The 19,440-nt window shown below is 62.6% G+C and carries 19 protein-coding genes, 1 tRNA gene and 1 other RNA gene; 9 read left to right on the forward strand and 12 right to left on the reverse strand.

Translation table 11 applies throughout. The annotated features are described in order from the left end of the window. Positions 1 to 33: 33 nt before the first annotated feature. From AC2FNY_RS02110 to AC2FNY_RS02125, 4 genes are all read left to right on the forward strand, one after another. On the forward strand, positions 34 to 219 hold the full coding sequence (locus AC2FNY_RS02110; protein ID WP_496801485.1) for a helix-turn-helix transcriptional regulator: 186 nt from the start codon (positions 34 to 36) through the stop codon (positions 217 to 219). A 1-nt stretch (position 220) separates the two neighbouring features. Beyond that, positions 221 to 619 (forward strand): winged helix domain-containing protein, encoded by a 399-nt coding sequence (locus tag AC2FNY_RS02115; RefSeq protein ID WP_496801486.1) that lies wholly within the window; start codon positions 221 to 223, stop codon positions 617 to 619. 91 nt (positions 620 to 710) lie between these two features. After that, a complete protein-coding gene (locus AC2FNY_RS02120; RefSeq protein ID WP_496801487.1) occupies positions 711 to 1,592 on the forward strand; it encodes a DUF7146 domain-containing protein in 882 nt (293 codons plus the stop codon). Beyond that, positions 1,589 to 3,085, forward strand: coding sequence for a YfjI family protein (locus AC2FNY_RS02125; RefSeq protein ID WP_496801488.1), 1,497 nt, complete (start codon positions 1,589 to 1,591; stop codon positions 3,083 to 3,085). The genes AC2FNY_RS02120 and AC2FNY_RS02125 overlap by 4 nt, the downstream gene beginning before the upstream one ends. A 756-nt stretch (positions 3,086 to 3,841) precedes the next feature. Here AC2FNY_RS02125 and AC2FNY_RS02130 read toward each other — a convergent pair. The 10 genes from AC2FNY_RS02130 to AC2FNY_RS02175 all read right to left on the reverse strand — a co-directional run bounded on the left by AC2FNY_RS02130 (position 3,842) and on the right by AC2FNY_RS02175 (position 14,376). Further along, positions 3,842 to 4,105, reverse strand: coding sequence for a hypothetical protein (locus tag AC2FNY_RS02130; protein WP_496801489.1), 264 nt, complete (start codon positions 4,103 to 4,105; stop codon positions 3,842 to 3,844). Positions 4,106 to 4,401: 296 nt separating this feature from the next. Further along, a tRNA-Ser gene (locus AC2FNY_RS02135) sits at positions 4,402 to 4,491 on the reverse strand. 58 nt (positions 4,492 to 4,549) lie between these two features. After that, on the reverse strand, positions 4,550 to 5,272 hold the full coding sequence (locus AC2FNY_RS02140; protein ID WP_234162489.1) for an alanyl-tRNA editing protein: 723 nt from the start codon (positions 5,270 to 5,272) through the stop codon (positions 4,550 to 4,552). After that, positions 5,262 to 7,667: a DUF3772 domain-containing protein gene (locus tag AC2FNY_RS02145; RefSeq protein ID WP_496801695.1), complete on the reverse strand. Its 2,406-nt coding sequence runs from the start codon at positions 7,665 to 7,667 to the stop codon at positions 5,262 to 5,264. Before AC2FNY_RS02145 ends, AC2FNY_RS02140 begins: the two co-directional genes overlap by 11 nt. Before the next feature lie 7 nt (positions 7,668 to 7,674). After that, complete coding sequence (locus AC2FNY_RS02150; protein ID WP_234136613.1) at positions 7,675 to 8,709, reverse strand: cysteine synthase A; 1,035 nt, start codon at positions 8,707 to 8,709, stop codon at positions 7,675 to 7,677. Between the two features lie 84 nt (positions 8,710 to 8,793). Continuing rightward, the gene (locus AC2FNY_RS02155; protein ID WP_496801490.1) at positions 8,794 to 9,909 is read right to left on the reverse strand and encodes an NUDIX domain-containing protein; all 1,116 of its coding nucleotides are present in this window, start codon (positions 9,907 to 9,909) and stop codon (positions 8,794 to 8,796) included. 31 nt (positions 9,910 to 9,940) lie between these two features. Continuing rightward, positions 9,941 to 10,381: a TrgA family protein gene (locus tag AC2FNY_RS02160; RefSeq protein ID WP_234136611.1), complete on the reverse strand. Its 441-nt coding sequence runs from the start codon at positions 10,379 to 10,381 to the stop codon at positions 9,941 to 9,943. Positions 10,382 to 10,392: 11 nt separating this feature from the next. Then, positions 10,393 to 11,607, reverse strand: coding sequence for a class I SAM-dependent methyltransferase (locus AC2FNY_RS02165; protein ID WP_496801491.1), 1,215 nt, complete (start codon positions 11,605 to 11,607; stop codon positions 10,393 to 10,395). A 50-nt stretch (positions 11,608 to 11,657) separates the two neighbouring features. Beyond that, a complete protein-coding gene (locus AC2FNY_RS02170) occupies positions 11,658 to 13,103 on the reverse strand; it encodes a cryptochrome/photolyase family protein (RefSeq protein ID WP_496801492.1) in 1,446 nt (481 codons plus the stop codon). A 49-nt stretch (positions 13,104 to 13,152) separates the two neighbouring features. Further along, positions 13,153 to 14,376, reverse strand: a complete 1,224-nt coding sequence (locus tag AC2FNY_RS02175; RefSeq protein WP_496801493.1) for an aminotransferase class V-fold PLP-dependent enzyme — start codon at positions 14,374 to 14,376, stop codon at positions 13,153 to 13,155. Positions 14,377 to 14,504: 128 nt separating this feature from the next. Here AC2FNY_RS02175 and AC2FNY_RS02180 point away from each other — a divergent pair, with 128 nt between their 5' ends. Then, positions 14,505 to 14,888 (forward strand): VOC family protein, encoded by a 384-nt coding sequence (locus AC2FNY_RS02180; protein WP_496801494.1) that lies wholly within the window; start codon positions 14,505 to 14,507, stop codon positions 14,886 to 14,888. A gap of 53 nt (positions 14,889 to 14,941) precedes the next feature. Here AC2FNY_RS02180 and acuI read toward each other — a convergent pair whose 3' ends face one another. Together acuI and AC2FNY_RS02190 are read right to left on the reverse strand one after the other, a co-directional pair. Further along, the gene (gene acuI / locus AC2FNY_RS02185; protein ID WP_234136606.1) at positions 14,942 to 15,934 is read right to left on the reverse strand and encodes an acryloyl-CoA reductase; all 993 of its coding nucleotides are present in this window, start codon (positions 15,932 to 15,934) and stop codon (positions 14,942 to 14,944) included. A gap of 89 nt (positions 15,935 to 16,023) precedes the next feature. Beyond that, positions 16,024 to 17,118 (reverse strand): dimethylsulfoniopropionate demethylase, encoded by a 1,095-nt coding sequence (locus AC2FNY_RS02190; protein ID WP_496801495.1) that lies wholly within the window; start codon positions 17,116 to 17,118, stop codon positions 16,024 to 16,026. A gap of 229 nt (positions 17,119 to 17,347) precedes the next feature. On the opposite strand from AC2FNY_RS02190, the gene AC2FNY_RS02195 reads away from it, so the two are divergent. From AC2FNY_RS02195 to AC2FNY_RS02210, 4 genes are all read left to right on the forward strand, one after another. After that, the gene (locus tag AC2FNY_RS02195) at positions 17,348 to 18,082 is read left to right on the forward strand and encodes a FadR/GntR family transcriptional regulator (protein WP_496801496.1); all 735 of its coding nucleotides are present in this window, start codon (positions 17,348 to 17,350) and stop codon (positions 18,080 to 18,082) included. Between the two features lie 34 nt (positions 18,083 to 18,116). Next, positions 18,117 to 18,347, forward strand: a complete 231-nt coding sequence (locus AC2FNY_RS02200; RefSeq protein WP_234136603.1) for an aspartate aminotransferase — start codon at positions 18,117 to 18,119, stop codon at positions 18,345 to 18,347. Positions 18,348 to 18,460: 113 nt separating this feature from the next. Beyond that, positions 18,461 to 18,809: a transfer-messenger RNA gene (gene ssrA / locus AC2FNY_RS02205) on the forward strand. Between the two features lie 101 nt (positions 18,810 to 18,910). Then, on the forward strand, positions 18,911 to 19,342 hold the full coding sequence (locus AC2FNY_RS02210; RefSeq protein ID WP_234144073.1) for an ester cyclase: 432 nt from the start codon (positions 18,911 to 18,913) through the stop codon (positions 19,340 to 19,342). The last annotated feature ends 98 nt before the right edge of the window (positions 19,343 to 19,440 follow it).

Consider the following 19,440-nt stretch of genomic DNA (forward strand, 5'->3'; position numbering starts at 1 on the left):
TTCCGCTCGTGTCCTGCCGGAAAGGATAACCAAATGGCAGATATATTGATCCGCCGCCCCGAGGTAGAGGCCCGCACTGGGCTTTCGCGTTCGACCATCTACGACTGGATGAAACGGGGCGACTTCCCCCAGCCGGTCAAGCTGGGGGAACGCCTTGTCGCTTGGAAAGAAAGCGATATCACCGAATGGATGGAGGCCCGCGAAAAGCGGGTGGCCTAACATGGTTGCGAATGAAAACCCCGGCGCGCTGGCGGGCGCGACCGGGGCACAAACACCTATCCAAGCGACAGCGGAAGATGTCTGCAACCTAGCACATGACAATAAGGCGTGCCAGTACCGGGAGCGCTCATCCTATCGCGTGACGACATGCGAAGGTGAGCGTTTCACCATCCATCTTTCAGGCCGTTTGAAATGGGCGCTCGACATGTTGACGGCGGCGGGGCCGATTGGCTGCACGCCAATTGATCAGCCCGCTCCGAGATGGAGCGCATATGTCCATTCGCTCCGCGATATGGGTATCAAAATCGAAACGGTTTGGGAGGACCACGGTGGCAAATATCCGGGCCGTCACGGTCGTTATGTTCTCCGCTCGAAAGTCTGGATGGGGGGCGCAATATGACCCGTCTGCAAATCCAGTACCTGATGCACCGTTTTGCCCTGACTGAAGCGCAGGCGCACGCGATGGCCGTGTTGATCTGGGGGGCAAGCTAATGGCTGACGCACGCACCCTGACGCTTGAGCTGGGCGGCAAGTGGTATCGCTCCTATGGCGCGGCACCCTGCCCAGTCTGCCAAATAGAAGGCCGCCAACAACAAAACGCGCTGACCTTGGCCGATGGCACCAACGGTCGCTTGCTGTTGAACTGCAAGAAATCAGCTTGCGACTTCATGGATATTCTGGAGGCGGCTGGCGGCGCCCCCGGAAGGTACACACCGCCCGATCCGTTTGAACTGGCACGTCGCGAAGCCGAACGGCGGGCCGAAACCACCAAGCGGGCGATGCAGGCCAACCGGCTCTGGGGCAAAACCCAACCCATCGCCGGAACCATCGCGGAAACCTACCTGCGGAACCGCGCTATCACCTGCGAGGTGCCCAACACATTGCGTTTTCACCCCGAGTGCTGGCACGCAACCGCCAAGCGGCTCCCAGCCCTAGTGGCGCTTATCGAAGGGGGAGAAGGCTTCGCGGTGCATCGCACCTACCTGCGCACCGATGGCGCTGGCAAGGCCGAGATAGACCCCGCCAAGCTGATGCTGGGGGCCGTCTCTGGCGGCGCTGTACGGCTCACTGAGGGGCCGGGGCCGCTGGTGGTGGCGGAAGGCATCGAAACCGCTCTTAGTCTTGCGTCCGGCCTTCTGCGCACGCCTGCGACCGTATGGGCGGCTCTGTCCACATCCGGCATCCGGGGGCTGCGTCTGCCTGAAGAACCGGGACGGCTGACCATCGCGCCCGATGGCGACAGGCCGGGCCGTGAAGCTGCAAACGCACTGGCCGCACGGGCGCACGCGCTGGGCTGGGAAGTCTCGCTGTTGCGCGCGCCCGATGGCCGCGACTGGAATGACATTCTGACCATGAAAGGGGGTTTCGTATGACCGCGCCCCAGCCGATTCAATACAGGCCCGAAGGGCCGCAACCGCTGGTGCGGGACATATCCCCCGGAGCAGCCTACCCCGTTGACGCCCTGGGGCCGCTGCGCGCGGCTGTGGAGGCGGTACAGGGTATCACGCAATCCCCCGTCGCCATCCCGGCGCAATCGGCGCTGTCGGTGGCATCACTGGCGGTGCAGGGCTTTGCCGATGTGGACACGCTAGGCGGGACGCGCCCCTTGTCGCTTTACGCGCTGACCATCGCCCGAAGCGGGGAGCGCAAATCAACATGTGACGCGCCCCTGATGGCGGCGCTGCGCGAGTATGAACGGGAACAGGCAATCGCCCAGCGCGATGCAATGGAAAGCTGGCGCAATGCCCAGGCGCTCTGGAAGGGAGAGCGCGACCGGATCCTTTCGGAGGCCAAGAAGGGCAAAGGCGAAAAGCGCACCGCCGCGCTAGCCGACCTCGATGGTCTGGGGCCGGAACCCGACGCCCCGCCATCGGCTGACCGGACCGTGACCGAACCGACATTCGAGGGACTGACCAAGCTGTTCGCGACGGGCCAGCCCAGCCTTGGCCTTTTCTCGGACGAAGGCGGGCAATTCCTTGGCGGGCACGCGATGAACTCGGAGAACCGCCAAAAGACGCTGGCGGCGTTGAATGACCTTTGGCAGGGGAACGCCATCCGGCGCACGCGCTCAGGCGACGGACACGCGACCTTGTACGGGCGGCGGCTGGCGGTACACCTGATGGTGCAGCCGACCGTCGCGCGGGGCTTCATGGCCGACCCGCTGGCGTCTGACACTGGCTTTCTGCCCCGTTTCCTGATGTGCGAACCGCCCAGCGCCATCGGAACCCGGTTTCAACTGAACGCACGGCGTGATGAGGCGGCGCTTGTGAACTTTGCAGGGCGGCTGCGCGCCATCCTCGAAACGCCCATGCCGGTGGACCCAAAGACCCGTGAACTGCAACCGCGCGTCCTTGGGCTTGCCCCCGACGCCCGCACATTGCTGGCAGTCTTTGCGGATGCAACGGAAGCTGCGCAGGCCTCAGGCGGCGACCTGGCACACATCACCGGCACCGCATCGAAGGCGGCAGAACAGGCGGCGCGGATCGCGGGCGTGCTGACCCTGTGGCGCGACCTTGACGCCTATGAGGTGCAGCCCAGCGACATGGCCGACGCCATCACACTGGCGCAGTTTTACCTTTCCGAGGCTTCACGGCTGGCAAGCGCTGCAACGGTTTCTGCGGAAATCGACAAGGCCGAAACCTTGCGCAGGTGGCTTTTGGAAAGCTGGCCGCATCCTGAAATCATGGCGCGGGACGTGGTGCAGATGGGACCAAACGCTTTGCGGGAAACACCGAAAGCACGGGCTGCGCTGGGCATCCTCGAAAAACATAGATGGCTGGTCCGACTGGATGCGGGCGCGGTGGTGCGCGGGGCGACGCGGGCCGAAGCATGGTGCATCGTGCGGAGCGGTGGCGATGTGGTTTGATGCACAAGCCGAACTTGCCAAGCTGGCCAGGGGGCGTGAAAACGATACCTGCCCCCCTGCTACACTTGCTATTCCCGCTACACCACGCGCGCATGTAGCGATTGTAGCGGATGTAGCAATGCGCCCTGCGACGCCTGCCCAGCCCATTGCCCCCAATTCCGTGAGTGTCACAACGCCCAAAGCGCCGCAAGCCAATCCAAAGAATGTAACAGTTGGGGGCCGCGTGACGACCTGGACGGGCCGCGTCGTGTCTCTGGATGAATGGCGCAGGATGACTGATTGGCAGCGACACGGGCCGAACGGGCGGCTCTGGTGCGGCATTGCGCGAGATTGGAAAGGATAAGATGATAGGCAGTGCTACCTATTAAGATATAGTGTTATCAACGTAGTAACCCGGCTTTGGGTGAAAAAATAGAGTTTCGGAAATGCCTGGGCCAGACCCGAACGCGCTCTGGATAGTAGACAGCGAACCACCCTTCGCGGTTTCCTTTGAATCCTACAAATGGACCGGAAACAACGGCAACCGAAGGAAGCGCGCTATTGCGATGCTGCGGAGATTGATGCGCCGCGACTGGACCTGCAATTGGTGTGGCGACCTGTTGCCAGAATGGCGCCGTGTCGATTCACGATACTGCTGCGAAGGCTGTAGGAAACGCGCGGCACGAAAACTTCGTCTTTCAAGGTATCAGCCAAAGCTGACCTAGAATTTGAACTTCTAAGCTTTGGATTCTTTCGGTCACCTGAAACAAGTAGCGTTCATTCGCAGCGCCAAGTCGAAATTACGTCCGGGCCATATTGTTGGGATGATCCTTGATAGACAGCAACTTTATTTAGACTCTCACAGTGCTTAGCGGCTTGCGAGAACGCTATTTTCTTACCCCACTTACTATGCTCAATGGTGATGGAAAGAGCGTTTGCGGACAGAACTTTGGCACGCTGAAATGCATTCGGTTTAGTCTCTGCATTCGCTGTGTCTGCTACAATAGCGAGGAATCCTAGACAAATAGTCAGCTTCAACATGACTTCGCCCTCATTGTTCGGGTCATCGAAGATTACAGGAAACCTCGTGTAGGATGTCGTCAAGCTGAATCCAACACTGGAAGAACCTTGGGCAGCTTTCCAAACTTTGGCAGATCAACAACATTGGAGCGGGGAGGTGAAAAACCATACTTTGCTCAAAACGAAAACTCACTGCTACATCTAGAATGTTTCAGAAATCCACTATCGAACCGTGGCATAGAGGGGGACTACGTGGGGGACGCGAAAAAGGATTTTGCAAAAAAAATATAAGAATTGAATGCCTTACCGAAAAACGATGGCGGACAGTGAGGGATTCGAACCCTCGAGACGGTTCCCCGCCTACACACTTTCCAGGCGTGCGCCTTCGACCACTCGGCCAACTGTCCGTGACGGGGTGTTTCGACCATCGGGACAAGATTTGCAAGGGGGTTTTTCCCTTTATCGCTACCCATCCAGATGCAGATAGACGCGGCGGTTCTGGCGGCCTTTCTTTTCGATCTTACCCAGCCTTATCCTTCCGATTTCACCGGTGCGGGCCACATGGGTTCCTCCGCAGGGTTGCAGATCAACTTGATCGGCGCCCTGCCCGATCCGCACCAGCCGCACCCGGCCGCTGCCGCGCGGCGGCGAGACTGACATGGTCTTGACTAGGGCCGGATTGGCGTCCAGTTCCGCATCGGTGATCCAGTTTTCGGTCACCGACAAATCGCGGTCGATCAGTGTCTGCAACGCCTGTTCCAGCGCTGCCTTGTCCTCGGGCGCCTCGGGCATGTTGAAGTCGAGCCGCCCCTTGTCCGCCGCGATCGCACCACCCGAAACCTCGAGCGGGATCACCACCGACAGAAGATGCAGCGCGGTATGGACGCGCATATGGGCGTGGCGCCGCTCCCAGTCGAGTTCTTGTATCACCTCGCTGCCGGCCGGCGGCGGCGTGGAACCCTCGGCCGGGATCACCGCGATGATGCCCTCGCCCGCCTTGATCGTGGAGACGACCGCCATCTCTCCCCCGCCCCAGCGGAGCAAGCCGCTATCGCCCGGCTGACCTCCGCCGGTCGCATAGAACAGCGAGCGGTCCAGGATCACGCCCCCCTCGTCGGTATGGCCGATCACCCGGGCCGGAGCCTGCCGCAGATAGGCATCCTGCAGGAAAAGCGGTTTAGTAGTCATCTGCAGCTCCTACATCCATGTCGCCCTCTGTCAGCGTGGCGGCCTCGCTCACTGTGGGGGGCGCGGCAGGTGGCGTGGCCTTGCCGTTCAGCACCTCGGGGTTGCGCAGCCAGACATCTCGCTGGGCAAAGGGTATCTCGATCCCCGCTTCCGCGAACCGGCGGTTGATCTCGTGGTTCATGTCGGATTTCACCGACAGCACCCAGTTCACATCTCGCAGTATGGCCCGGATCTCGAAATCGAGCGAATCCGCGCCAAAGCGCTGAAACACCACGTTGGGTGCGGGGTTGGCCAGCACCATCGGATGCGCCTCGGCAATCTCGCGCAGGATCGCCTCGACCTTGCGGGTATCGGTGCCATAGGCCACGCCCACCGGCACGATCACCCTGCCCACCGTATTGCCGCGGGTATAGTTGGTGACGCTGCCGCTGATCAGATCCGAGTTGGGGATGATCACATCGGTTCGGTCAAAGGTCTCGATCCGGGTTGAGCGTACCGAGATGTCACGGACATAGCCCATCTGCCCGTTCACATCGATCCAGTCGCCCTTGGAGATCGGGCGCTCGATCAGCAAGATGATGCCCGAGACGAAGTTGGACACGATGGTCTGAAGACCAAAACCGATCCCGACCGAGAGCGCACCAGCAACGATGGCCAGCGACGACAGGTCGAACCCGGCCATGGTGATCGCCAGCAGCGCCGCTAGGAAGATGCCGAGGTACCCTGTGCCGGCGACAATGGCATTCTGGCCGCCGGGGTCGAGCCGCGTCTTGGGCAGCAGCGAGTTGCGCAAGCCGCCCTGCAACAGCCGGGTCACTGTATAGCCGATGGCAAAGACCAGCGCAAAGGTCAGGAAGTTCGACGGCGAAATGACCACGCCGCCGATATCGAACCCAATCATGATGCGCGACCAGATCTCGGTCAGCTCTGCCTCGCGCGCACCCCAATAAAGCGCCAGCAGCGGCAGCGCCAGGATTGCCAACAGGAAACCGAGGATCACGGAAAAGAGCGAATCCCCCGCCTCGTCGCCTTTGCGGGTCAGCCATCCATAGACATTGGTTAGAAATCGCTGGACGATCACCAGCGCCGCAATCAGCGCCAGTGTCTTGACCGCCGGATAGACCAGCGCCTCGGCGGCGTTGTTGTAGCCGAACATCGCCAGTACCGGCGACGCGATGCCCAGCAGGTAGAGCGCGCGCCGCAGGAACTCGACCATGCGGCTGAACCCCGCACCGCCACGCGCGGCCTCTGCGCCGTCCACCGTGCCGCCCTTGACCTGCCCCTGCGCACGCACCCGCTGAAGCCTGAGCAGCAGAAGCGCGGTCATCACGATTATCGGGAAACCGGTCACCGCGCGCGTGGCCTCGGGAATGTTCTCAAGCCGCTCGAACAGCACGAGCAGGTCGTGCAGCACCAGCATCACGGCCAGAAGATCGACACACAGACGGGTTACCCGCACCTGCGACTGGCTGAGATAGCGAAAGCCGGTACCGGCATTGAACAGAAAGACCTGGCGGCCGATCCAGTTGAAATACAGGATCGCCGCCGCCCAATAAGGCACTTGCTCAAGTATCAGCGCTCCGCGCAAACCGGTGATGTCCATCATCTCAAGCGACTGGACCAGGAACATGACACCGACCCAGGGGATCAGGATCCTGAGCAACGACACCACGAAGGACCAGACCCCGGTTCCGACCCCGCCCAGCGAGCGCAGGAAATCGCCCGCCTGTTCCGACCATCTGCGCCCGCGGGCAAGGAAAACCAGCCCCACGACGCTCAAGAGCAAGATGCCGGGGCCATTGCTTTTCAGCCGTTCGCGCACCACGTCCGAGCGCATGTTGAACGCGACCTCGTTGGCCAGCGCCGTCATCGCCCGTTTGATGTCCTTCCACGCGTCCGGCCAATATTCGGGATTGAGCGGCGACGGCCCGCGTTTGAGCAGTTCCTTGGTATCGCGCGCCCGCACGATGCGGTCGATCTCGTTGATCAGGCCGTTGGCACGGCTATAGGCCTCTTCCGAGATGATGCGCGGTACGGTCAGCTTGGCGAGCTGCTCGTTCAGATGGGTGCGCAGCCGGGCGATGTCCTCGGCCTCGCTCTCGCCGTCACCGGGTTTGGGCCCCAGAGCCGCGATCTGTGCCTCGAGCGTCTTGATCCGGTCCGAATTCTCGCCTCGAACCCGGTTGAAGGTATCCCGGTAAGATCTTATCTCGGCACGCAATTGCTCGAACGCGGCCTGCGACGCACGGTTGAGTTTGATAACCTCTTCCGCGCGCTCGGCGGTGCGTACCCATCGGTCGTAATAGGCACGACTCTCGTCGGTCAACTGGGCCGAGAGCGCGCTCGCCGTCAACAGCAGCAGCGCGGTGAGCAAAGACCGCAACACCCGGCCCATCGTCATGTCAGACGTCCTCGAACACGCCCGGGATCGAACTGGGCGCACGGGTCATCCAGTCGGGCACGGGCAGGTTCTTCTCGCGCAGGAAATCCGGGTTGAACAGTTTGGACTGGTAACGGGTTCCATAGTCGCACAGCATGGTGACGATGGTATGACCCGGCCCCATCTCGCGCGCCATACGCACGGCGCCGGCGATGTTGATCGCGGTCGAGCCGCCCATGACCAGCCCTTCCTGCCGCAGCAGGTCAAAGATATAGGGCAGCGCCTCGGCATCGGGCACCTGATAGGCGAAATCGGGTTTGAACCCTTCGAGGTTCCGGGTGATCCGCACCTGACCGATGCCTTCGGCGATCGAGCCGCCCTCCATCGCCAGTTCACCGGTGGTGTAATAGCTGTAAAGTCCCGCCCCCATCGGGTCGGCCAGCGCTATCTTGACCCCCTTGGGTTGCAACGCCTCGGCCACTCCCGCAAGCGTACCGCCCGAACCCACCGCCGCGACAAACCCGTCGACCTTGCCGTCGGTCTGTTCCCAGATTTCGGGGCCGGTGGTTTCCACATGCGCCTGCCGGTTGGCGATATTGTCGAACTGGTTGGCCCAGATGGCGCCATTGGGTTCGGTCTTGGCCAGTTCACGCGCCAGTCGCTCGGAATAGCGCACGAAGTTGTTGGGATTGCGATAGGGCGCGGCGGGCACCTGCACCAGTTCGGCCCCCGCCAGGCGCAGCATGTCCTTCTTTTCCTCGGACTGGGTCTCGGGGATCACGATGACGGTTTTGAACCCCATCGAGGCACCAACCAGCGCCAGGCCGATACCGGTGTTTCCGGCGGTGCCCTCGACGATGGTGCCGCCCGGCTGCAATTCGCCGCGCGCAATGGCGTCGCGGATGATGTAAAGCGCGGCACGGTCCTTGACCGACTGGCCCGGGTTCATGAACTCGGCCTTGCCATAGATCTCGCATCCGGTCTCTTCGCTGACCCGGCGCAGCCGGATCAGCGGGGTATGTCCAACGGCCTCGGCCAGATCGCGTGCAATGCGCATGTCGCCCTCACAAACTTGTCTTGCTGCACCCGATGTAGCCCTGCGCGCCCCCGACCTCAAGCGAGGAACCGGTTGTCGGTGCAATCAGCCACGCAGACGGTCACGATGCCGGGCCAACCAGTTCGCCAGAGACAGCAGCGGCAAATCCTTGATCTCTTGTGCATCAACCTGCGCCATCAGTACGTCAAAGGACAGGATGCGGCTGCGAATATCTTCGCCTTCGCTTGCCAGACCACCCTGTTTCGTTTCTTTAACGATATCCGCCAATGCCACGAAAAGATGCACGAATTCGGTCGACGACCCGCTAGAGGAATAGGCCTTGCCCGCCGGCTCCAGAGCGCGTGCCTCCAAATGCGCCTCTTCGCGCAGTTCGCGCAATGCGGCTTGCTCCGGCGTTTCGCCCGGGTCGATCATGCCGGCGACCGCCTCCCACATCCAGGGGGCGGGATCGCCGATCAGGAAAACGGGCGCGCGGAACTGTTCTACGATCAGAACCTGATCACGTATCGGGTCATAGGGCAGTATCACCGAGGCCTGACCGGTCATCAAAGCTCCCCGGTTGAGGCGCTCGCTCATGCTCCCATCGTTGCGGCGATGGCGCACATCCATTTCGTCGAGGCCGAAATAGTTCACGTAGGCACGGGCGTGGCGCTCGACCACGACATCGCAGGCAAGGTCGCGTTCGGGATCACCGGCGCGCGTCGCCGCGGCCAGCCGCGCCGCAGCCCTTACCCGGATGGCGCGAAAGCTACGGGCTATCTGATCAGGTGTCAGGCGGCCATAGAAATCCATCACCTCGGCGGCCGCATACAGGCTGAGTGGTGCCCATTCGGCGACCCAGTCCGCCAGTTGCCAGGGCGCATCCGGCGTCCATAGCCCCTCTTGCGGAAAGAAGACCTGGGCCGTGGCGGTGCCACCCGCAGCCAGCGTAACCTTGACCGCGCGCAGGTCATAGGCAAAGCCTCCCTCGTAGAAATTCAACCGATCCAGTTGCAGCGAGGTCAGTCCGCGCACCAGTAGTCCCTCGGCCCGGGCGCCAGGCGCCACCTGGATCATCGGAAAAGGTTGCCCCTGAACGCCAAACACCGCGTGATCGGGCAAGCTGGCGGCAGTAATCTCGGGCAACGGGTCTGACGTGCCAAGAACAAGTTCAAGGAGCGGCGCATGGCGCAGCGTGCCGTAAAAGAACAAATCAGTCACAGAGGGTTTTAGTCCTTTGGTGAAGGAGGGATCAGCGCCAGCGCCTCCAAGCGATCTCGGCGGCTAGGCCGGACACCACCGCCCCGACAAGAAGGGTTACAATGATATGAGGTACCAGAAGGGCGCTGCCAAACTCGACCCCTTCTTCAAAAATCGCCAATACCGCCTCGAACGGGCCATCATACCGGTTGCGCATCGCCAACCGAAACATTTCGTAGGCGCCATGCACAAAGAGGCCCCAGAATAGCAGCGCGCCCACCCCCGTAAGCCCGTTATTGATGCCGTTGACAATGCCGCGCCCGGCGCGCGGCCCCATCACGATCCAACCGCACAGCAGGCCAAGGCCGGAGTTCACCCAGTTGAAATATCCGAAATCGGTCCCCTCGGGCAGCTGAGGCTTGACCTGTTCGGACACGACAAACGCCAGCAGAGCCAGACAGAGGGCGGCAACAAGACGAGCGGCTGTGGGCATGTGCGGTGGTCTCAGCTTTGGTTCGGACGGGCCACTGTCATCTGTGTCACATCGCAGGTGCCGGTGTCAAAGGCCGCTCCACAGGACGTGAGGTAGAAATTCCACATCCGCCGGAACCGGTCGTCAAAGCCGAGTTCCGCCACCTGATCCCATTTGTCGTTGAAGGTCTCGTACCAGCGTCTGAGCGTCAGGTCATAACTTTTGCCGAACTCCTTGGATTGCACGAAATCCAGCCCCGCCCGCGCCACCTGTTCGCGCAGGATACGCGGTGCAGGCAGCATGCCGCCGGGAAAGATGTATTTCTGGATGAAATCGACGCCGTTTCGGTAAATCTCCCACCGCCGGTCGGCCACGGTGATGATCTGCAACGTCGCCCGCTTGCCCGGTTTCAAGCGCGCGCGCACCGTGTCGAAATAGACCGGCCAGTATTTCTCGCCCACGGCCTCGAACATCTCGATCGAGGCAATGCCGTCATAGCTGCCACGCTCGTCGCGGTAATCCTGCAACTTGAACTCGACCCGTCCGGAAAGCCCTGCCTTTTCAATACGCTCCCGCGCAAACTTGATCTGTTCCTGACTGATCGTCAGCCCAGTCACCCGCATCCCGCGCTCGCGTGCGGCATATTCGGCGAAGCCGCCCCAGCCACAGCCGATTTCAAGGATGTGATCACCCGGCTGCGCGCCCATCTCGTCCAGCAGGCTGGCATATTTTGCCTCCTGCGCCTTTTCCAGACTTTCCTGCCCGGTCTCGAACAGGGCGCTGGAATAGGTCATCGTCTCGTCCAGCCAGAGCCCGTAGAACTCATTGCCCAGATCATAGTGGTACGAGATGTTCTTCTTGGCCTGTTTGCGATGGTTGCGTTGCAGCCAGAACCGAAGGCGCTCATAGGCGCGGGCCAGGAACTGGCCGGTAAACCCGTCATAGACGGTCTCGTTGCCCTGATGCACAAGATCCATGAAGGCGCGCAGGTCCGGCGTGCTCCATTCCTGCTCCAGATAGGCGTCGGAAAAGCCCAGTTCACCCTCGCGGATCAGCCGGGCAAAGACATCCGTGTCGTGGATATCGACCCGGGCCACCGGGCCGGGTTCGGCCCCCTCGGACCGGAACACACGCCCATCCGGCAAGGCAATGTCGAGACGACCGGCCTCCATACTGGCAAGCATCTGCATTACCTGAGGAAAATATCTGGGCAGGCCCTGCTGCCCCTCTGTTGACGTCAGGATCATCCGCCCCTCCCCGTTGCGGTTCGATCGACAGGTTAGGACGCGATGCCGACTCAGGCAAGTTTTCCGTCACCCTCCCGCTGAAAGGCGTCGGAATAGGCCGCAAGTGCCCGTTTTCTCCCCATATTCAGTGTCACCACCGGCGCCGGATAGGCCGCATCTGGCCGCAGCCCCCAATGCATGGGCACCGCGTCGAAATAGGCAAGCGCGGTCTCGGGCGGGTGCGTCTGCCCCTCGGCGATCCAGCGCTTGCGATAGCGGCCATCGGCATCGAACTTCTTTCCTTGAGTCTCGGGGTTGAAGACGCGGAAATAGGGCGCGGCATCCGGCCCACATCCCGCCACCCATTGCCAGCCCATCGCATTGGCCGCCGGATCCCAGTCGGTCAGGCAATCGGCAAACCAGTCCATTCCCAGTTTCCAGTGTATCATCAGATGTTTGGTTAGGTAACTTGCGGCGATCATCCGGGCGCGGTTGTGCATGCGCCCGGTCACATACATCTCGCGCATGGCGGCATCGACCAGCGGTATACCGGTGCGCCCGCGCGTCCAGGCGACAAAGCCGGGATCGGTTCGCTCGGTACTCCACGGAAACGCCTCCCAGCCCGGGCGCCAGTTGTCGCTCAGCAAATGCGGTGTGTGATACATCAGGTGATAGGCAAAATCGCGCCAGACCAGTTGCTTCATCCAGGTCTCGGCCCCGGCGGCGCCCTGCCGTGCTGCCTCGGTCGCGCGATGCCAAAGGGTGCGCGGCCCGATCTCGCCAAGGCTGAGCGCATCCGACAGGGTCGAGGTGCCCTCACCAGCGGGAAGGTCGCGACATTTGGCATAGCCGCCGATCCCTGTTTCGACGAACCGGTCCAGACGCTCCAGCGCCGCCGCCTCTCCAGGCGCCTGATGCGCCGCGACCACCGCCGCGCCCCGGCGCATCGGCGCATCCAGCCGCCAGTCGGACAGCGCATCGGATCCGGGCCATGACGAAGGCGCCCGCAGGCGCGCGGGCGCCGCATCGGGCACGGCTACCTCGCGCTGGCTGACCGCCCGCCAGAATGGTGTGTAAACCTTGTAATAGCCGCCGGTGCCGGTCTCTACCGTCCAGGGTTCGAACAGCAGCGCGCCGCCAAACGAGCGTGCCTCGATCCCCGCCTGTTTCATCGCCGCCTTGACCGGGCTGTCACGGCTGATGGCCTGGGGGGTATAGTCGCGGGTCCACCAGACAGACCCCGCGCCGGTCTCGGCAATCAGCGCCTGCAAGACCTCCAGCGCCGGGCCGCGCCGCAGGATCAGCCGGCTGCCGATCTCGCCCAGCGTGGCACCAAACCGTGCCAGCCCAAGGCCCAGCCGGAACGCAGGTGCCGCTCCCAGTTCCGACACCGTCTGGTCATGGATGAACACCGCAATCACCGGGCGCCCGCTGGCTGCGGCGGCGGTCAGGCCGGGATGATCGGCAAGGCGCAGATCGCGCCGCAGCCAGTACAGGATCGGTCGGGTATCGGTCACGCAAATCTCCGTCTCATCAAAGGTGTTACGAGACGAAGGCGTTCCCGGATCACAACACCCGGTCGAGCGCCTCGATCAGCTGCGCGATCTCATCCTTGCTGGTGTAATGGGTAAAGCTGAGCCGCAGCACACCCTGCGCCGGATCGACCCCCATCGCCCCCAATGGGCGCACCGCATAGAAATCGCCGCCACCCGCCATGATGCCGTATTGCGCCAGGTCCGCCGCCACCGGCTCCGCCGGGCGGTTCAGCGCCAGCGCCACGGTCGGTGCCCGCCCCTCTGCCCGGTCCGGGCCAAGCAGGCGCACCGAATTGCGCGCCGACACCGCATCGAGCAGCGGTTGCAGCAGCGCCACCTCATGCGCACGCATCAGGTCATGCACCGCCGCCCCACGCGCCGCAGCATCGGTCTCGGCAACCCCGTGATGGGCCGCCAGCTGGTCGATATAATCGGCCATGCCCGCACAGGCCGCCACCTGCGCGTGATCGGGTCCTGCGGGGGTGAACCGTTTGTACAATACCCCGGCGTTGAAATAGTGCCCCTGATTGGGCAACAGCTCGCCCAGCGGGCGGCGGATCACCATCAGCCCCTGATGCGGGCCATAGGTCTTGTAGGCCGAGAACAGGTAAATATCGGGCCCCAGCTCTCCGACATTGGGAAAACCGTGGGGTGCATAGGACACCCCGTCGACACAGACAAAGGCCCCGGCGGCATGGGCGATGGCGGTGATCTCGGTCACCGGGTTGATCTCGCCCACCACGTTGGAGCAATGGGGGAAACAGACCAGCCGCACGCTCTCGTCCAGCAGATCCTCCAGATCCTCGGGGTTGAGATGGCCGGTTTCCGGGTCGATCTGCCATTCGCGCACCTCGATCCCCGCCTCGGCCAGCCGCCGCCAGGGGCCGGAATTGGCCTCGTGATCCTGATTGGTGACGATGATCGCCTCGCCCGGCTGCATCCATTGCCGGAACGCCTGCGCCAGAACATATGTGTTCTGGGTAGTCGAGGGGCCAAAGCTCAATTCGTCAGTTTCGACCCCCAGGATCGCGGCCATGCGCGCGCGTGCCTCGTCCATCTCGGCACCGCCCAGCCGGCTTGCCTCGTAGGGCGCATAGGGCTGTACCTTGCGCTGGGTATAGAACCGGGTCAGCCGGTCGATCACCGGCTGGCAGGTATAGGACCCGCCCGCGTTTTCGAAAAACGCCTGACCGTTCAGCGACGGCTCGGCAAATGCGGGAAACTGCTTGCGGACAAAGTCGATATCCAGCGCCATCTTGACCCTCTTTTCTGCTGGCAAATGGATGCCTTCCGATTGGGGCGGGGTCAAGTCACTCCGCTGATGACAGGATTTGTCTGCATGCCGCGCGATACAGCCCTCATCGCAAGCAATGAGGTAAGACGATGAGCTACAAACCCGCGCATTTCCTGGTCTGGGGCGAACTGCCCGTGACCGATATGAAGCGCAGCCTGGCGTTCTATCAGACCGTCACCGGCGCCGAACTGAGCATCGACACCAGCGGCCCGAACCCGATGGCGGTGTTCAAACCCGCCAATACCGAAACCGGCGTGGCCCTGCATCTTTATCCCGGAAAACCCGCGGGTGACGGGCGCGGCCCGACCCTGCACCTTGCGGCCCAGGGTGCGCTGGAACAGACCATGGCGCGCGTGACCGAAGCCGGTGGCGAGGTGCTCTCGCCCGCCATCCCGCTCCCGGCCGGGCGGTTCTTTTACGCCAAGGACCTCGACGGGAATTCGGTGGGCTTCTTCGAAACCGCCGCTGCCTGACAAGGAGAGGCCCCCGGAAATGTCTCCGGGGGCCTCATGTCATTCATACCGGATCAGGCGTTGACGTCGACGACCACGCGCCCCTTGACCTGCCCCTTGAGGATATCGGCCCCCAGCTGCGGCAGATCGGACAGGGTCGCCGGTTGGATCATCGCCTCCAGCTTGTCCATCGGCAGATCGCGGGCGATCCGCTCCCAGGCCCGAACCCGGTTGTCATAAGGCTGCATGACCGAGTCGATGCCCAACAGGTTGACCCCGCGCAACAGGAACGGGATCACCGTGGCAGGCAGGCCCGCGCCCCCGGCCAGACCGACCGAAGCAACCGAGGCGCCGTATTTCATCTGGCCAAGCACCCGCGCCAGCATGGCACCGCCGACCGCGTCGACACAGCCCGCCCATGTCTCGGATTCCAGCGGGCGTTTCACGGTCTCGTTGATCTCTTCACGCGCCACGATCTGGGTGGCACCCAGCGATTTCAGGTAATCGGCGGTCTCGGGCCGCCCGGTGACCCCGGCCACCTCATAGCCGAGATGAGCCAGGATCGCAGTCGCGACAGAGCCGACACCGCCCGCGGCGCCGGTCACCAGAACCGGCCCGTGACCCGGTGTCAGGCCGTGATCCTCCAGCGCCATCACCGCCAGCATCGCGGTGAAACCGGCGGTGCCCACGGCCATCGCCCGACGGGTATCCAGCCCCTCGGGCAGCGGCACCAGCCAGTCGGCGCGCACATTGGCCTTCTGGCTGTAACCGCCCCAATGGGCCTCACCAACACGCCAGCCGGTCAGCACCACCTTGTCACCGGGCTGATAGCGCGCATCGGACGAGGCCTCGACCGTACCGGCAAAATCGATCCCCGGCACATGCGGATACTTGCGCACCAGACCGCCCCCCGGCCCGATGCACAGACCGTCCTTGTAGTTGACCGTGGAATACTCCACCGCCACCGTCACCTCGCCTTCGGGCAAATCCGCCAGCGACAATTGCTTGACTGCGGCCTGTGTCTTGCCGCTCTCTTCGTCCTTGTCGACCACCAAAGCATTGAACATCTGATCACTTCCTTCCCAGAGGAGCTTTCCTCTTGCCAAAAATATCCCGGGGGAGCCGCGGCCTGCCGCGGCGGGGGCAGCGCCCCCTTCTAACGCCAGAACCCCTCGCGCACCGTAACCGGCCGCATGCCGTCGGATGTCTCCACCTCCATCGTGCTGCCGGGCGCCCAGTGGCTGCGATCCACCATGCCGATCGCGACATTCACGCCGAATTCAGGGGAATGAATCGCAGACCCCACCTGCCCCACCCGGCGACCATCGGCCAGCAGTGGCCAGGCATCCTGACAGGGCGGGATATCGCCACCGATCACCAGCGCCCGGATCTGGCGTGCCGGTCCGTTCTTGGCCTGTTCGGCCAGAGCGGCCTTGCCGATATAGTCCTCGGGCGAGTTGCAGAACTTGCCCAGGCCGCATTCATAGGGCGTATTCTCGCGGGTCATGTCGTTGCCATAGCTCAACAGCCCGCTTTCGACACGTTCGATGTTGTTGGGGCAACCCGCGCGCACGTTCAGGTCCTCGCCCGCCGCAAACAGCGCGTTCCAGAGCGGCATGCCCAGTTCCGACCCCTCGACATAGATCTCGAAGCCGCCCTGTTTCGACCAGCCAGAGCGCGCCACCACCAGCTCGACCCCCTGAAAGGCCAGCCGTTTGTAGCGGAAAAAGCGGATATCGCGCACCGTATCGCCAAAGACCCGCGCCATCAGATCGTCCGCCTTGGGCCCCTGGACGGCCAGCGGCGACACATCGGGCTCCTCGATCTCGACATCAAAGCCGCGGGCGATGGCGATCCCCAGCGCAAATTGCAGCAGATCTCCGTCAGCCAGCGACAGCCAGTAATGATCGGCGGCCAGTTTCACCGCCACCGGGTCGTTCAGCATGCCGCCGCGATGATCGACCGTCGGCACGTAATAACACTGATCATCGGCCATGCGGTCCATGTCGCGCGGGCTGATCAGCTTCATCAGCCGCAGCGCATCGGGTCCCTTGATGCTGACCTGCCGTTCGCAGGCCACATCCCAAACCTGCACATGCTGCTTCAGATGCGCGCAGTCCGCTTGCAGACTCTCGAACACCGTGGGCAGCAGCATGTGATTGTAGACGGTATAGCCTTTGACACCAGCCGCCTCGACACCAGACGAAAAGGGAGTGCGCCGAACCCGGCGTGAGGGAAAGATGCTTGCCATGCTCAGATCTCCATTCGAGCTATTCCAGGCCGCGTTCAACAGCGGCCGCCGGTGGGTGGGCAACAATTCGGCACATGACATCAGGGCCGGTTTCCAACGCGCGCCGGCATCCAAGGGATTGCGCTTTGCCGACTCACGCCATAAGCTCTAAATGTCAGACTTTTAAATGTCAGACAAATGATTTCTGACCACCACTCCGCCGGTTCCATCACCTCACAGGCCTCCAGACATGCGGATAGACCCCAACAGCGCCACCGATCTTCCGGTTCAGATCGCCCAGGCGATCAAGGATGCGATCGTCTCGGGCGCGTTGATCGTGGACGAGCGCCTGCCATCCGAGGCGGAACTGGCCGAACAGTTCCAGGTGTCTCGTCCCACGGTGCGCGAGGCACTCAAGCGACTGGCGGCGCAATCGCTGATCCGGACCCAGCGCGGCGCCTTTGGCGGCGCTTTCGTGAACCGGCTGAGTTTCGAGGATGCGCAGGCGCAGCAGATAACCACCTCGACCCTGCTTCTGTCGATGAACGCGGTCAGTTTCGACACCGCCTGCGAGGCGCGGTTCGCGCTGGAGCGCGCCTGTGCGCCCCTGGCTGTCGAACGGCGCGGCGACACGCATCTGGCCGCGATGCGGGCCGAGATTCGGCAGCAAGGCGCGCCCGACCTCAGCGACGAGGCGTTTTGCGCCTCGGACGTGGCCTTTCACCGTGCGCTGGTCGATGCGGCCGCCAATCCGGTGCTGTCCTATCACCTGGCCGGCGCGGTCGAGGCGATGCAGCCGCTGATGAACATGATCACCTTTACCGCCCGTTCGCGCGGAACCATCGTGGCGTTGCACGCACGGATCGCCGAGGCGATCGACGCACGGGATGCGGCGCAGGCCGACACCGCGCTGGCAGAGCTGATGCACTATTCGATGTCGCTCAAGGATGATGTTATGGCGGCCCGCGCGGCGGCGCGGTCTTAACCGCGTATTTACCCTTGCCGGGCAAGTTCGGGGCATGTTCGCCTCAACCAGCCCATTCTCCCCCGAAATCTGGCTCCGGGATGTCTTTGACTGCAAGGCCGTCACCCATGGTCAGGTGATCCGCCGCAAGACCCGCGATATCGAACGATATGTCGGTATGAAACGGTTCCTGGAAGAAGTCCGCCAGCGTGGTTTTCAGGCGGTGCAGAACCGCGAACAGGTCATCATCTTCTGCAACAGCGCCCCGATCCGCCGCCTGGTCTGAGCCGTTTTCCGGCGCGGAAAACGGGCGGAAATCCTGCGAGGATTTCCGGACGCGCCCCGCCAGCCTGTTTTCCTTGCAGGAAAACAGGCCGACATCCTCGCAGGATGTCGGTTGCCGTTGCAACCGCTGCTGGAGCGACTATATTCAAGCCGTTCCCTCGGGAACTATGGACATAAACGCGCTCGTAATAAGCGGATCGGACCCGGGGGCGGTACCCGGCGGCTCCACCAGATACCCTCGTTGGGGGACCTTGGGGCCGAAACAGGATCGACGGACGTCTAAAGGGGTTAGCTTTGTCTCGGCGGGGTACCACCGTTATCGGTCCGTAAAGCATAATTGCCAACGACAATCGTGCTCCGGTCGCTCTGGCTGCGTAAGCAGTCCGAAACACCGAAATCTAAGCCCTTGCGCCTAGCAGCGTAAGGCGGGGTTCGCAGGTACCTGGCAACAGAAACCTGCACTTTCTCTCAATAAGTGTGTTTTTGATGACCGTTTCATCGACGCCATTCAGCATTCGTTCACCAATCGGGCCCATTGTGAAGACAGCGACGATGGAGGCTCAGATGAACAAGTCCGAGTTGTTGAAGGAATGGTATGCCCGGGTTTGGGAACAAGGCGATGTCGATGCGATCGATGATTTCTTTGCCGGCGACACGATGGCCGAGGGTCTGATCCCCGAGATGCAGGTGGGCGCCGACGATTTCCGCGAATTCGTTTCGGCCTTTCGCTATCACCTGGGCGATATCCGGGTGGACATCCCCAAGACGATCGAAAACGGCGACTGGCTGTCGGCGATCCTGCATGTGCATACCTCGCGCGCCGACAATGGCGCCCCGATCGAGGTTACGGGTCAGGTGATGGCCCGTTACAAGGACGGCAAGATCGTCGAGGCATACAACCAGTTCGACCTGATCTCGCTGTTCGAGCAGCTGGGGCAGATGCCGGCCGATACCCTGCCCATCTGCATGACGGGCCAGCGCCTGGAATGGGCCTGACCAAACCCCGGCATTGACGCCCAAGCCCTCAACGGGCTAGCGAGGGGCCGCAGCTTTGCTGGGGTCCGTGTCGGGATGGTTCCGCACTCTGCGCGTAT

This window comes from Ruegeria sp. BHSC223, assembly GCF_059613025.1.